This is a genomic window from Cryobacterium sp. TMT4-10 (genome assembly GCF_004403275.1).
GTDB classification, from domain to species: Bacteria; Actinomycetota; Actinomycetes; order Actinomycetales; family Microbacteriaceae; genus Cryobacterium; species Cryobacterium shii.
The window spans coordinates 1-14,157 of record NZ_SOGU01000007.1 but is presented as its reverse complement, the minus strand read 5'-3'; the positions used below and the strand labels follow the sequence as shown (position 1 = coordinate 14,157).

Genomic DNA, 14,157 nt, shown 5'->3' with positions numbered 1-14,157 from the left:
CTGATTCGCATGGCGCACCGGTGATCCGGCCGAAACGGCGAGGGTGGCGGATCGCCCTCGTCGCCATCGCCGCCGTCGTTCTGTTGGTTGGTGGGGCTGCGGGTGTCTACGCCTGGACTCTCAGCAATACCTTCGATAGCCAGACCGTGAAGATCCCCGATGTGTTCCCCGACGAGGCGTCACGGCCGCCGGCGGCAACCGGTGACGCGGGAAACGGTGACGGGGCAACCGGGCAGAACATCCTTCTGCTGGGATCGGACACCCGGGGAGCGAACGACGGGTCCATCGCCGACCTGACCGGGCAGCGCTCGGACACCATCATGGTGGTGCACGTGCCGGCGAACGGCAAGAGCCTCTACGTCATGTCGATCATGCGTGACAGCTGGGTCGACATTCCGGGTCGGGGCGAGGCCAAGATCAACGCCGCCATGTCGTATGGCGGGGTTCCCCTGGCCGTGCAGACCATCGAGGGTTTGCTCGGTGCGCGCATCGACCATGTGGCCATCGTCGACTTCACCGGGTTCAAGGGCATCACGGATGCCCTGGGCGGCGTCGACATCGACAATCCGGTCGGCTTCGACGCAGGGGGTGAGCACTTCGCCCAGGGAGTCCACCGGTTGAACGGCACGGAGGCGCTGGCGTTCGTGCGAGAACGCCATGCCTTCGCGGATGGCGACTTTCAGCGGGCGCGCAACCAGCAGGCCTTCATCAAGGCCGTGCTGGGCAAGTCGCTGACGGCGGAAACCCTCACCAACCCCGCCCGGATCAGCGAACTGGTCGGGGCAATTGCCCCCTACCTCGCCGTTGACGACGGGCTGAACTCCGCCTACGTGGCCGGGCTGGCCGTGCAGCTACGCGACGTGCGCGTGGGCGACGTCACGTTCTTCACCCTGCCGACGACGGGCACCGGCACCTCGCCCGACGGCCAGTCGATCGTCGTGGTCGACCAGGAGAAGCTCAAGGCCGTGCAGCAAGGGTTCCAGACGGACACCCTCGACGCCTACCAGCCCGAGGATCAGACGATCGAATAGCGGCCCCGTTTCCCGCGCAGGTCGCTCCGGCGGCCGCGTCGGAGGGAAGCATCCGCCCATGAGCTGGGAAAGATCGCGAGGTGCCGTGCTGCGGATCACGCCGTGGCACCCGTCTTAGTGAGTTGCAATCCTGGCTGTCTCAAGCGATGCTTGGCGAGTGCATCGTGAGGAATGGCAAGAGTTGGCCGTGACGAGACTGGCGGAAGCAGAGTCGTTGCTGCTGGCTGGCCATTGGTCTGGTGCCTACTACTTGTGCGGCTATGCCGTCGAGTGTGGCATCAAGAGCCGGTTGGCCACTCAATTCAAGGCTGAGACGACCCCAAACAGGGCGTTCGTGAACGACATCCACGTTCATGATCTGGCGAAGCTTGTGCGGCTCGCCGATCTGCATAGTTCTCTCCTCGCTGAAAGCGCTACTCATCCAGGCTTTGAAGTGGCTTGGTCAGTTGCGAAAGACTGGAACGAATCGAGTCGCTATCGAGTCTGGGAAGAGAGCGAAGCGCGGGACATGGTGCGATCAATTGCTGATGAGCACGGAGTGTTTGAATGGGTGAAAAAGCAATGGTAGACATCGACCTTGAGCTCGCGCACCGAACTCTGGACCTATTGGCCAAACGCAAATTCTCTGTCGGCGCTGCACTGTTGGTGAGAGACGATAGCGGGGACCAATTCCTGCATGTCTACTCCGGAATAGTTGACATGCAGGGCCCTGCGGACTCTTATAGGGCGCTTCAGGCCGCACTTGCGGGCGTCGGCGGCCTGGTTCCACTCCGTTCCATTCGCCTTCTTCCATTCAAGCGCCCCGAGGCTCAAGCTCTGCGCGGAGCTATCGCTGTTGAGGGCGGGTCCAGTGTTCAGTTGCGGGATTCCCTCATAAATGGGTACTTCTTCGACGACGTTACTCTGCTGAAGACGCCACCTTCGTGAGTTGAGGGCTCGCACGGGAGCACGTGTCAGCCTGGATCTTGCCTGCACCCGGCACTTCGCCGGGTCGGTCTCTTTGACAACTTTTCTGGCTGGAACACGTTTCACGCGCGAGTAAACTTGAGGCTCGGATTTCAAGGGGTGTGCGAGTGGTCGACCAGGAGCTTCAGCGGGAACAGCAGTATGTGGCGAACCTGTATGCGCGTCTCGACGCGTTGCAGCGGGAGGCCGAGCAGCAGCTCGTAGCCGTGCGGCGGCTCGACGTGGGCGGCAACCACCAATCGCGGTCCGAACGCGACACGTTCGCGCGGCTCTACGAAGACCGCATCGTGCAGCTGCGCGAGGTGGACGACCGGTTGGCGTTCGGCCGGCTCGAAGTGGCCGCCGACCCCGCCGACTCTGCCTCTTTTTCCTCTGGCTCGTCTGGCTCGGCCGGCTCTGCCTCCGACCCGGGCTCCGTCTACCGTTACATCGGCCGGCTCGGGCTGCGCGACGAAGACCTGCAGCCCATCCTGCTCGACTGGCGGGTGCCGCAGGCCAGCGCGTTCTACCAGGCCACCGCGGCCACACCGCTCGGCGCCCGCGCCCGTCGGCACCTGCTGTCGAAGGGCCGCGACATCGTGCGCATCGAAGACGAGATCCTCGACGCCGCGCTGCTCGAGGGTGATTCGGCAACCGTGCACCAGGGCGAGGGCGCACTGCTGGCCGCGCTCACCGCCCAGCGCACCGGGCACATGTCCGACATCGTCTCGACGATTCAGGCGGAGCAGGACCGCATCATCCGCTCCGACCTCAAGGGCGTGCTCGTCGTTCAGGGCGGTCCGGGCACCGGCAAGACCGCCGTTGCCCTGCACCGGGCGGCGTACCTCTTATATACGCACCGGGACCGGCTGAAGAATTCCGGGGTGCTCATCGTGGGCCCGTCGGAGTCGTTCCTGCACTACATCGAGGCGGTGCTGCCGTCGCTGGGGGAGACCGGGGTGGTGCTCGCATCCGTCGGCCAGCTTTACCCGGGTGTGGAGGCGACGCGGGAGGACGCCCCGGCCGTCGCCGCGATCAAGGGCCAGACGTCTATGGCGCGCCTGATCGAGCGTGCCGTGCGGTCGCGTCAGCGGGTGCCGGCCCAGCCGCAGGTGCTTGTCGTGAACGGCGACCGGCTGACGCTGCACCCGCACCTGATCGAGACCGCCATTCACCGGGCGCGGGCCACCGGAAAGTCGTACAACGAGGCGCGGGTCACGTTCGTGAAGAACGCGCTCGGCGCGCTCGCGAAGGAGTGGCTGGCGCAGCTGAAGAAGGACGGCCGGTCGATGGACGACACCGACCTGCCGATGCTGCGCGAAGACCTGCGCCTCGCCGACGACGTGCGGGTGGCGCTGAACACGGCCTGGCTGCCGCTCACCCCCGAGAAGCTGCTGCACGACCTCTATGCTCGCCCGCAGTGGCTGGCGCAGCTCACCCCCACCTGGACGCCGGCCCAGCGCGCGCTGCTGCAGCGGCCGCGGGGCGCCGAGTTCACGATCTCCGACATTCCACTGCTCGACGAGGCGGCCGAGCACCTGGGCGAGTACAACGTCGTCGACGCGGCCCAGAAGCGCGAGCAGAAGGAGCAGCGCAAGCGCGACGTGGAGAACGCCGAACTGGCGATCTCGAACATGGAGGTGAAGGGGCTCGTCAACGCGAAGGCCCTCGCCGACAACTTCGCCGAACTGGGCGACCGGGCCACCACGGCCGAGCGCGCGGCCCTCGACCGCTCCTGGACCTACGGCCACGTGGTCGTCGACGAGGCGCAGGAACTCTCGCCCATGCAGTGGCGCCTGGTGCTCCGGCGCGGCCCGCTGCGCTCGTTCACGATCGTCGGAGATATCGCGCAGGCGGCGTCGGCGGCGGCCGCGTCGAACTGGCGTGAGGCGCTCGCGCCGCTGCTCTCCGGGTCGCTCGAGGCCGACCGGTGGCGGCTCGAGGAGCTCACCGTGAACTACCGCACGCCCAGCCAGATCGCCTCGGCCGCGGAGTCAATGGCCCTCGCCCACAACCTGCCGATCACACCGGCCCGGTCGGTGCGGGCGAGCGAGTGGCCGATCGAAACCGTGACGGATGTCGCCGACGCGGTCGGGCGCGAACGCGCACTGGGTCTCGGTGGCACCGTCGCGGTGATAGTGCTCGAGCCTGCGCTCGCCGGGGTCCACGCTTCCTTGGTCTCCTCGTTCGGGCCCTCCGTTGTGGGCCTCGGGGCGGAGGGCCTGCTCAAGGAGATCGCGCTGCTCACCCCGCACGACTCCAAGGGACTTGAATTCGATGCCGTGGTGGTGGTGGACCCGGCGGGGATCGTCGCGGCGTCCGAGCGCGGCGCCGGCGCGCTGTATGTGGCCATGACCCGGCCCACCCAGCGCCTGTATCTCGTGGCGACGGGGCCGCTGCCCGCCGGGCTTTAGTGCTGGGGCCACTTCTCGCGCCGGCCGATACTGAGCTCACAGCCGGCATGGGTTAGCGTTCGTAGGTGACTGAATCAAGCGACGACCGCGCTGCCACCGCCCCCCACTTGACTGCAGAGGATCACACGCCGGCGCCGCTGGCCGTGGATCGTAGTCGCCGTGCTGGTCGGGCTCGTCATACTTCTCGCCATCGCCGGGGGCTGGGTGGGTTCCCGGGCACTGGCGGCCAAGGCCGAGCTCGAGAAGGCGCAGACTCTCGTCGGCACCCTCAAGAGCCAGGCCACGGCGATGGATTTCACCGGCCTCGGTACCACCTCCACGAAGCTCTCCGCGGCTACGGGCAAGGCCGTCGACCAGGCCCATGACCCACTCTGGCGGGCGGCGGAAGTCGTTCCGTTCGCCGGCGCCAACCTCACCGCCGTGCGCCAGATGGCAGAAGCCATCGATGTGGTCGCGCAGGACGCGGTCGCGCCGGTCGCGACGGTGGCGTCGGGCCTCAGCGCGGCGTCGCTGAAACCCGTTGACGGCAAGATCAACCTGACGCCGATCGTGGACCTGAACGCGGCACTGACAACGGCGAGCACGGCGCTCGACTCGGCGGCGGCATCCGTGGGCGCGATCAAGCTCGACGGAACTATCGACGAGGTCAGCGCAGCCGGCACCAAACTCTCCACCATGCTCGACGGCGCTGCGGCCACGATCGGAGAGGTGAGCTCGTTCACCTCGGTCGCGCCCGCCATGATGGGCGCCTCGGGGCCACGAAACTACATCTTGATTTTCCAGAACCTTGCCGAGACCACGGCGCTCGGAGGCACCGCAGCGGCCTTGACCGAGGTCACGGTCGACGACGGTTCGATCAGCATCGGCCGGCAAGCGTCGAGCCAGAGCTTCGTACGAGACGACGCGCAGTCGGCTGTCGCCGAAGACCCAAAGCTTTCTTCACTTTTCACCCCGTTGATGTTCACCAGGCTGAACCTCGCAACCAGCCGGCCTGATTTCCCGACTGCTGCGCAGATCACTCAGGCGTTCTGGCAGCGTGACCTCGACGGCACCGTCGACGGCGTCATCTCCATCGACCCGGCGGCACTCGCGCACATGCTCGGCGCCACCGGACCGGTCACGATGAGCACGGGTGACGTGCTGTCGAAAGACAACGCCGTGGCCCTGCTGCTCAACGAGATCTACTTTCGATATCAGGGCCCCGACGGCCCCGATCAGACCGACGCGTTCTTCGCCGAGGCCGTCAAGACCATGTTTGACGCCGTGACGAACTCGCAGGGCGACCCGAAGGACATGCTGAAGGCCGTGACCCAGGGGGTCACCGAGCACCGCATCATGGCGTGGAGCGCGCACCCCGACGAGCAGAAGATTCTCGAGCGCACCCCGATCGCCGGCATTCTGCCCACGACCAACAGTGACTCGACTACCACGGGCGTGTTCTTCCGTGACATGTCTGCATCCAAGATGGACTTCTACCTCGAAACCGCCGCGACGCTCAGTACGAATGTCTGCACCGCGCCGACCCCCACCTTCACCACGACGGCCAACCTGCACTCCACCTTGACTCCCGAGCTTGCCGCGAAGCTGCCGAGCTATGTTGCCAGCGGGCCGTGGGGTGGCAAACAATTCCGCACGGAGGTCTTCGTCTACGGCCCTCCCGGCACGACCTTCGTGTCGTCATCGATCGACGCCGCAGAAGGCGCCGACCTCGAGGTCACGACCGACGACCTGGGCAGGCCGGTGGCCCGGTTCTCGGTCATGCTGAAGCCCGGCCAGTCGAGCGCGGTCACGGCCGTCTTCACCGGCCCGAAGGGCACCTACGCGGCTCCCGTCCTCCAGACCACCCCGATGCTGCACCCCACGACGGTCACCCTCGACGCCCCCGGCTGCAAGTAGCCGCCCCTGCTCGCCCATCGGCGCCCCTGCCAGTAGCCGCCCCTGCTCGCGCTGCCCCTCCCTGGCCCACTCCCCACTCACGCCTGCCTGCGGTTCGCGCCGGTCATCCTACGAGCCCCGCTTCCTTCGCCGAGCCGTGAGTTTCGACCCTGTTTCTTGCTTGAAGAGGGTCGCAACTCACGGTTCGGCGCCGTCTCGGGCCCGGTTCTGCGGCGCCTCGCCGGCCATCGAGTCCCACGAGTAACACCAGCCTCATTAGTAACTATCTGCGAAATACTTTGGTAAATAGTTGAGATAGTCTCGACAACACGTACGCTTTTTGCTAAAATCGGGGCATGGCAGGAGCATCCGCACCGCAGTCACCAGCCGCCCCGGCAGAGGCGGCAGATTCACCTGCGCAGCGAATCGAGCAGGCCGCTCGGGCAATAGCCAAAGCCCTCGCTGACATCACGTTATCGCTACTGTCCGACACCGATGCCCTGGCCGTGCTCGGCGCGGTCGAGCACCTCGGCCGCAGCGTGGATGCGGCACGAGTCTCCACTGCAACGGATGTCGCGGACCGCTCCCGTAGCATCCTCGGCCACGATTCCCTGGCCTGGAAGCAAGGGGCGAGCAACGGCATCGACCTCATCACGCGCCTCACCCGGGTCTCCGCGCGAGAGGCCAACCGTCGCGTGCGGCTCGGCGGGAACGTCGGCCAGCGCCGGGCCGGCACCAGCATGCTGCCCCCGTACTATTCGACTGTCGCCGCGGGCCTGAGTGCAGGCGATCTGGGCGTGGACGCTGCCGAAGCCATCGTCACCACCCTCGACAAGGTCAGTCCGAGCGTCGCTCCAGACGACCTCCTCACCGCTGAGCGGGCCCTGGTTGCCGCCGCGACCGGCACTGTGACCGAGGAGACCCAGGGGCTGCCGGGGGAAGGGTTCGCGTTCCCGGCGGACTTGATCCGGGGTATGGCCGTGCAGTGGCAGGCGCGGCTCGACCCGGACGGCACTGCGCCGAACGAAGACGTCGCCGAGCCGCGCAGCACGGTCGGGTTCGGCCTGCTTCGCGACGGCCTCTACCCCCTGCGGGGAGCGGTCACCGCGGAGCTCCGCGGCATCATGAACGGCATCTTCGACACCTATCTCTCCGCCCACGCGGCACCCGCATTCCCCAGTGCGGAGGAGCAGGCGCTGATGGATTCCGGGGAGCTCATCCCCGGCGCCGAGGCCGCCGCCCTGAGCGATGATCGGAACGGCGGTGAGAAGCGTGCGGACATCCTCCGCGGGGTGTTCGAGGCCGCGTCGCGCGCACCGGGAACCCCGAAGATGGGTGGGGCCGCCCCGACCGTGATGGTGCACGTGAACGCGGTCGACCTCGCCGATGAGCACGGGGTGGGGTGGATCGACGGGGTCGAAGCCCCGGTGTCGATGCGCACCGTGAATCAGCTGATCTGCGCCGGCGGGTACCGCAAGATCCTCTTCGGCGTGGACGGGGAGGTCCTCTACCTCGGCGGGAAGGAAAGATTCTTCACCCAGGCCCAACGCCGCGCCATCGCCGCCCGCGACGGCGGGTGCATCATCCCGGGTTGCCAGGTGAACGCGGCCTGGGCGGAGGTGCACCACATCATCCCGTGGGTGAACCACGGCCCCACCGACATCGACAACGGGGTGCTGCTCTGCTGGTTCCATCACCACAGCATCGAGACATCGGGGTGGTTGATCCGCATGGTCCGGGGCAAACCCGAGGTCATGGCACCGGTCTGCTTCGATCCCACCCGCACCTGGGTTCCCGGCCAGGACCACCGCGCCCACCGGGCCAGCGGTGCCGGCCGCGATCGCAGCGCCCGCGCCCCGGCTCGCGCCCACCCCAGCGCCACAGATTCGACCCACTAACCGTCACCAGTCCAGCTGCTCGAGCCCCGCCCCTGCGCCGTGCCCGCCCGGTTCGTCCTCTGAAACCCGCGCACGGGCATCCGTCAGCCCCCGGCTGTACACTTTTTGCGGGCGTCGCGCATAGGTGACGTCAAGCTCCGAGCCGCAATGCCGGCTTTGCGCCAATTAAAGGAACCGCACACATGACGACCCTTCCCCGCCTGGTGGCCTTCGATCTCGATGACACCCTCGCCGCTTCCAAGTCCCCACTCGACCCGCGGATGGCCGCCCTTATGGTTCGCCTGCTCGGCGCCGTCGAGGTCTGCGTCATCTCCGGGGGGCAGATCGCGCAGTTCCACATGCAGCTGATCGACAACCTCGAGGGCGTCAGCGATGAGGCCCTCGAGCGGCTGCACCTGATGCCCACCTGCGGCACCCAGTACTTCCGCCACGTCGACGGAGCCTGGACCCAGATCTACGCCGAATACCTGACCGAGGCCGAGAAGACGGATGCCCTCAACGCCGTCGAGATCTCTGCCCGTTCGCTCGGCTACTGGGAGAGCAAGACCTGGGGCCCGATTCTCGAGGACCGCGGCTCGCAGATCACCTTCTCCGCTCTCGGCCAGGCGGCCCCGGTCGCCGCGAAAACCGCGTGGGACCCCACCGGCGAGAAGAAGAACGCCCTGCGCGAAGCGGTGCAGGCGCTGCTGCCCGACCTCGAGGTGCGCTCCGGCGGGTCCACGTCCGTGGACATCACCCGGCGCGGCATCGACAAGGCCTACGGCATGAACAAGCTCGCCGTGCTCACCGGGGTGCCCCTCGACGAGATGTTGTTCGTCGGCGACCGCCTCGACGAGAACGGCAACGACTACCCGGTGAAGGTGCTCGGGGTCGAGTGCGTCGCCGTGGAGGGCTGGGAAGACACCGCCGCGTTCCTCGAGACGCTGATCCCGCAGCTCGAGGCCGTCTCCGCCTGACGGATGGCGCTCAGCCGAGCCCCGCGACAAATTCGTGCAGCCACGGTCGCAGGCCCGGGCCGAGGTCCTCGCGGTCCACGGCGAGTTGCACAACGGCCTTGATGCAGTCCAGTCGGTCGCCGGTGTCATACCGGCGACCGCGGAAGTGGCCATCAGCGCAGGTTTGGGGCGCCGTTCTCTCCTGGGCGTGACGTGTTTCGGGAATGGCCCGTATCCGGGGGGAAAAGGCCGGGCTATGGTGTCGTCACCGTTCGCTCGAGCGGCCACAGGAGGTAACCCGAATGCCGAACGGAAAGAACGCACAGCGCCCTGAAACGACCGGCCCGTTCCACCGGGCTCCGCGCAAACGTTACCCCTGGCGCATCGCCCTGGCCGTGCTCGGCACGGTGCTGGTGGTCGCAGTCGCCGCCGTCGGAATCTTCGCGTTCAGCCTGACCCGCGCCTTCGACGGCGGCACCGAGAAGATCTCCAACGCCTACCCGAAAGAGGCGTCCCGCCCCAAAGCCATCACAGCGCCGCAGGGCGCTGCCACACCGTCCTCGGCGCAGGGCGCAGTGCCCGCGGGGCAGGCGCAGAACATCCTGCTGCTCGGATCGGACACCAAAGGAGCCACGGGGACACAACTTGCCAACGTCAGTGATGAGCACTCGGACACCCTGATGGTGGTGCACGTGCCGGCCGATCACAAGAACCTCTACGTCATGGCGATCCTGCGCGACAGCCTGGTCGAAGTGCCCGGGCACGGGCAAGCGAAGATCAGAACGGCTATCTCCCTGGGTGGGGTGCCGCTGGCTGTTCAGACCGTGGAAACCCTGCTCGGCGCCCGCATCGATCACGTGGCCGTGGTCAATTTTTCCGGGTTCGAACAGGTGACGGATGCCCTGGGCGGAGTCGACATCAACAATCCGATCAGCTTCGATTCAGACCACCTCAAGGGGCACCACTTCGATAAAGGCTCACAGCACCTGACCGGCGCGGAGGCCGTCGCGTTCGCGCGCGAGCGGGCAGCGTTCCAGGATGGCGACGTTCAGAGGGTGCGCAACCAGCAGCTCCTTATCAGCGGCCTGCTGATGGGGGCGATGCGCAATTCCATGCTGTCCGATCCGGTGAAGACGTCGGGTCTGCTGGGCACGGTCACGCCCTTCCTGGCCGTCGACGATGGCCTCAACTCCGCCTACCTGGCCTCCCTGGCCTGGGCGCTGCGGGACGTGCCGGAAAAACAGGTCACCTTCTTCATGATGCCGATCGCCGGATCGGAAGCCTCCTCAGACGGTCAGGCGATCGTGCACGTGGACTGGGCCCGGCTCGCGGTCGTGCAGCAGGGTTTCCAGACCGATACCCTTGCCGCCTACGACCGCGAGTTGAAGACGATGCGGTAGCAGCCCTCGATCTTTGCCCCCATGGATCGGCGGATGCCGTGGCGTGCGCAGTGCCGGCCCCGGGCGTCGGGAACGGCCCATATCCGCCGGGAAAAGGTCGGGCTATGGTGTCGTCACCGTTCGCTTGAGCGGCCACAGGAGGCAACCCGAATGCCGAACGGAATCAACGATTTCCTGCGCCACAAACACCCCGGCCCGGCGCACGCAGCGCCGCGCAAACGTCATCCCTGGCGGATCGCCCTGGGTGCGCTCGGCACGGTTCTGCTGGTCACCGTCGCCGCAGGCGGCGTCTATGCGTTCAGCTTGACCCGCGCCTTCGACAGCGGCACCGAGAATATCTCGAACGCCTTCCCGGAGGAGGCCTCCCGCCCGCCGGCGGGGCAAGCGGCGCCGGGCACGGCGGGCGTCGCCGCAGCGAATGCCCCCGCCGGGCCCCTCGACCCTTCCGCGGTCCTGGGCGGGGTGCCCGCTGGGCAGGCGCAGACCATCCTCCTGCTCGGATCGGACACCCGCGGCGCCACGGGGAAGGACCTCGCCGGCATCCGTGGTGAGCGATCGGACACCATGATGGTCGTGCACGTGCCGGCCGATCGCAAGAGCCTCTCCGTCATGTCGATCATGCGCGACAGCTGGGTTGAGGTGCCCGGGCACGGGCAGGCCAAGATCAACGCTGCGCTCTCGTGGGGCGGGGTGCCGCTGGCCGTGCAGACCGTGGAAAACCTGCTCGGCACCCGCATCGATCACGTGGCCGTGGTCGATTTCTCCGGGTTCGAACAGGCGACGGATGCCCTCGGCGGCGTCGACATCGACAACCCGATCGCCTTCGACTCCTACCATTTCAAGGGGCACCACTTCGATGCGGGCTCGCAGCACCTGAACGGTAAGGAAGCCGTCGCGTTCGCGCGGGAGCGCTACGCGTTCCAGGACGGCGACTTCCAGCGGGTGCGCAACCAGCAGCTCATCATCAGCGGGCTTCTGACCGCGGCCATGCACAGGTCCGTGTTCGCCGATCCGGTTAAGCTGTCCGGTCTGCTGAAGACGCTCACCCCCTTCCTGGCCGTGGATGACGGCCTGGACTCCGCGTACCTGACCTCGCTGGGCTGGGAGCTGCGGGATGTGCGGGAGCCGCAGGTCACCTTCTTCACGATGCCGACCGATGGAACGGGAACCTCCTCCGACGGCCAGTCGATCGTGCACGTGGACTGGGTCGGCCTCGCCGCCGTGAAGAAGGGCCTCCAGACCGACACCATGCGCGACTACCAGCCCGAGCTGCAGGCGATGGGCTAGCCGGGGGCCGGGCTGTCGCGCATAACTCCTGCAATTTGTGGCAGAAAGGCCGTTTTGGGGTCGAACCCGGCCTGTTCCGAACGATCTGCAGGAGTTATGCACGACGGATCCGCGCTGCCCCCAACTACCCATTGTTCTGCGGCCCCCTGTGGCGAATTCAGGAGAAACCCGGCCCCGGCCATCCGCCGCCCCATGTTTTCGGCGCTGAGGCCGGCGTCCACCCCGGCTCTCCTGAATTAGCCACCCGTTGGGCAGCTAAACGCCCGTCGCCCCGCGAGTCGACCTGCGAGCCGATCCCGCCAGCGCCAGCGCCTGCAGCAGCGGCAGCAGCATCAGGGCGAGCACGGCGCCCACGGCCGCACCCGCCGTGTTCGCGACCACATCGGATAGGGTGGCGAACCGGGCCGGCAGGAAGATCAGCTGGCCCAGCTCGATCGTGCAGCTCGCCGCGAAACCCGCCAGCACGGCCAGCCACCAGCGGCGCGAGCCGGCCAGGATCACCACGATCATCCCCACCGGGACGAACAGAACGACATTCGCCATGAACTCCACCAGGTCGTAGCGCACCCAGCCCGGAGCGCCATGCCCCTGCAGCCAGCCGAGGGCGGCCAGCAGAAAATCGTGCGCGTCCCGGTCCACCGGTGTCGGCCAGAATGCGATCAGGAGTAGTGCGACCAGATAGGCCAGCCCGAGTCGCAGCGCCCACCGGCGCAGCTGGGCCCGCCCCTGCGAGTCCGCGGCGGGCGTACCCGAAGTGGGGGAGCCGGGGAGTGGTGCGGCGGGAGAGTCGGGGTTCAGGCCGGCCACGTCATCACCTCTCGGGGTCTGAGCGGTCGGCCCCCGACGACCGTGCCGGGTGGAGGACCGCAACACTGTCGGATTCACCACCCTAGACGGGTCGGTCCGCGCATGCCAGTCGGCCCGGCCCCGCTCCCAGTCTGGCCCCGCGCAACCTCCGACCGCACCGCACCCAACCTCCGCCGGCCCCGCGCCCGACCGTCGCCGACCGCCGGCCCCGCGCCCGACCGTCGCCGACCGCCGGCCCCGCGCCCGACCGTCACCGACCCCCGACCCCAACCTCCACCCAGCCCCGACCGGTTACCGTGAGGGATGCGCACCCTCCCGATCAACGTGCTCGACCTGGCCAGCCGCCCCGCCGGCGGCACCAGCGCGGACGCGGTGGGCGGCAGCATCCGTCTGGCGCAGGCCGCCGAACGACTCGGTTACGACCGGTTCTGGGTGGCCGAGCACCACAACATGCCGGCCATTGCCTCGAGCGCGCCGGCCGTGCTGATCGCCGGCATCGCGGCGCGCACCGAGCGTATCCGGGTCGGCTCCGGCGGCGTGATGCTGCCCAACCATGCCCCGCTCGTCGTGGCCGAGCAGTTCGGCACCCTCCGCGCGCTCTACGGCGACCGGATCGACCTCGGCATCGGGCGCGCCCCGGGCACGGATGCCGCCACCACCCTGGCCCTGCGCCGCAGCCCCGCGGGCCTCGGGGTCGACGACTTCCCGCAGCAGCTGGCGGACCTGATCGGGTTCTTCCACGGCGGCATGGCCCCCGACAATCCGTTGCGCGGCATCACCGCGTACCCCGGCCTCGGCGACGCCCCGGAGTTGTGGCTGCTCGGCTCGAGCGGCTTCAGCGCGCAGGTTGCCGGCGCATTGGGGCTCCCGTTCGCCTTCGCGCACCATTTCGCGGGGGAGCACACCGAGGCCGCCCTCGACCTCTACCGCACCGGATTCAAGCCGAGCCGGCTCCTCGCCGAGCCGCACACCATGATCACGGTGGGCGTCATCGCCGACGACGACCCCGAGGTCGCGCGCCGCGAATCGCTGCCCGGACTGATCACCTACATCCGGATGCGCCAGGGAAAGAAGCCGGAGCCGGTGTCGGCGGCGGAGGCGGAGGCCTACCGGTTCAGCCCCTACGAGCAGGAGGTCGCGCTGGCCCGCAACCGGCGGCAGGCGATCGGCACGCCCGACGAGGTGGATGCCCGACTCACCGAGTTGCTGGACGCCACCGGCGCCGACCAGCTCATGGTCAGCGCGCAGGCCGCGACGCTGCCGGGGCGCATCCGTTCGCTCGAAATCGTGGCCGGCCTCCGCTCCGAGCCGGCACTCGCCTGACCCGGGGCATCCGCCCGCCGCCCTGCCGTCGGCCCCCGGGGTATCCGTGCTTGGCAAACGATCGTGAGGGGTCCCATATCGACCTTCCCGGGCCTCCGGAAGGTCGATGTGGGACCCCTCACGGGCAGGACACGAGACCCAATGCCGACGGATGCCGCCGGTCGCCCGCCCGCCTGCCGTCCTGCCCGCCTGCCGTCCCGCCCGCCTGCCGTCCCGCCCGCCCGCCGTCCCGCCCGCCGCCC

Annotated in this window: 10 protein-coding genes and 1 pseudogene; 9 read left to right on the top strand and 2 right to left on the bottom strand. The window is 68.1% G+C overall.

Annotated elements, in window-relative coordinates; translation table 11 throughout:
• The first annotated feature begins 20 nt into the window (after positions 1 to 20).
• The 6 genes from E3T42_RS00480 (at position 21) to E3T42_RS00455 (ending at position 9,119) form a co-directional block, all read left to right on the top strand.
• Complete coding sequence (locus E3T42_RS00480; protein WP_241975733.1) at positions 21 to 1,031, top strand: LCP family protein; 1,011 nt, start codon at positions 21 to 23, stop codon at positions 1,029 to 1,031.
• A gap of 157 nt (positions 1,032 to 1,188) precedes the next feature.
• The gene (locus E3T42_RS00475; protein WP_160141030.1) at positions 1,189 to 1,599 is read left to right on the top strand and encodes a HEPN domain-containing protein; all 411 of its coding nucleotides are present in this window, start codon (positions 1,189 to 1,191) and stop codon (positions 1,597 to 1,599) included.
• A 505-nt stretch (positions 1,600 to 2,104) separates the two neighbouring features.
• Entirely contained in the window at positions 2,105 to 4,390 is a 2,286-nt protein-coding gene (locus tag E3T42_RS00470; protein ID WP_174776668.1) for an ATP-binding domain-containing protein, read from the top strand.
• A gap of 159 nt (positions 4,391 to 4,549) precedes the next feature.
• Complete coding sequence (locus E3T42_RS00465) at positions 4,550 to 6,286, top strand: DUF4012 domain-containing protein (RefSeq protein WP_134402253.1); 1,737 nt, start codon at positions 4,550 to 4,552, stop codon at positions 6,284 to 6,286.
• 335 nt (positions 6,287 to 6,621) lie between these two features.
• The gene (locus E3T42_RS00460) at positions 6,622 to 8,163 is read left to right on the top strand and encodes an HNH endonuclease signature motif containing protein (RefSeq protein ID WP_134402252.1); all 1,542 of its coding nucleotides are present in this window, start codon (positions 6,622 to 6,624) and stop codon (positions 8,161 to 8,163) included.
• A 182-nt stretch (positions 8,164 to 8,345) separates the two neighbouring features.
• On the top strand, positions 8,346 to 9,119 hold the full coding sequence (locus E3T42_RS00455) for an HAD-IIB family hydrolase (protein ID WP_134366867.1): 774 nt from the start codon (positions 8,346 to 8,348) through the stop codon (positions 9,117 to 9,119).
• A 10-nt stretch (positions 9,120 to 9,129) separates the two neighbouring features.
• On the opposite strand, the pseudogene E3T42_RS17075 reads toward E3T42_RS00455, so the two are convergent.
• A pseudogene (locus E3T42_RS17075) lies at positions 9,130 to 9,264 on the bottom strand (UTP--glucose-1-phosphate uridylyltransferase); the annotation flags it as partial.
• A gap of 136 nt (positions 9,265 to 9,400) precedes the next feature.
• Here E3T42_RS17075 and E3T42_RS00445 point away from each other — a divergent pair.
• Together E3T42_RS00445 and E3T42_RS00440 are read left to right on the top strand one after the other, a co-directional pair.
• Entirely contained in the window at positions 9,401 to 10,498 is a 1,098-nt protein-coding gene (locus E3T42_RS00445) for an LCP family protein (protein WP_160141029.1), read from the top strand.
• 150 nt (positions 10,499 to 10,648) lie between these two features.
• On the top strand, positions 10,649 to 11,785 hold the full coding sequence (locus tag E3T42_RS00440) for an LCP family protein (RefSeq protein ID WP_166805280.1): 1,137 nt from the start codon (positions 10,649 to 10,651) through the stop codon (positions 11,783 to 11,785).
• A gap of 255 nt (positions 11,786 to 12,040) precedes the next feature.
• Here the strand turns inward: E3T42_RS00440 and E3T42_RS00435 are convergent, their stop codons facing one another.
• Positions 12,041 to 12,592 carry a VanZ family protein gene (locus E3T42_RS00435; RefSeq protein WP_160141027.1) on the bottom strand — a complete coding sequence of 184 codons (552 nt, stop codon included), beginning with the start codon at positions 12,590 to 12,592 and terminating at the stop codon, positions 12,041 to 12,043.
• Positions 12,593 to 12,895: 303 nt separating this feature from the next.
• Here E3T42_RS00435 and E3T42_RS00430 point away from each other — a divergent pair, with 303 nt between their 5' ends.
• On the top strand, positions 12,896 to 13,915 hold the full coding sequence (locus E3T42_RS00430) for an LLM class flavin-dependent oxidoreductase (RefSeq protein ID WP_134402249.1): 1,020 nt from the start codon (positions 12,896 to 12,898) through the stop codon (positions 13,913 to 13,915).
• The last annotated feature ends 242 nt before the right edge of the window (positions 13,916 to 14,157 follow it).

Excerpts from the sequence above, each read along its gene's own strand:
- E3T42_RS00460 (WP_134402252.1), top strand. The coding sequence starts at position 6,622 with ATGGCAGGAGCATCCGCACCGCAGTCACCAGCCGCCCCGGCAGAGGCG.
- E3T42_RS00455 (WP_134366867.1), top strand. The coding sequence starts at position 8,346 with ATGACGACCCTTCCCCGCCTGGTGGCCTTCGATCTCGATGACACCCTC.
- E3T42_RS00445 (WP_160141029.1), top strand. The coding sequence starts at position 9,401 with ATGCCGAACGGAAAGAACGCACAGCGCCCTGAAACGACCGGCCCGTTC.
- E3T42_RS00440 (WP_166805280.1), top strand. The coding sequence starts at position 10,649 with ATGCCGAACGGAATCAACGATTTCCTGCGCCACAAACACCCCGGCCCG.
- E3T42_RS00430 (WP_134402249.1), top strand. The coding sequence starts at position 12,896 with ATGCGCACCCTCCCGATCAACGTGCTCGACCTGGCCAGCCGCCCCGCC.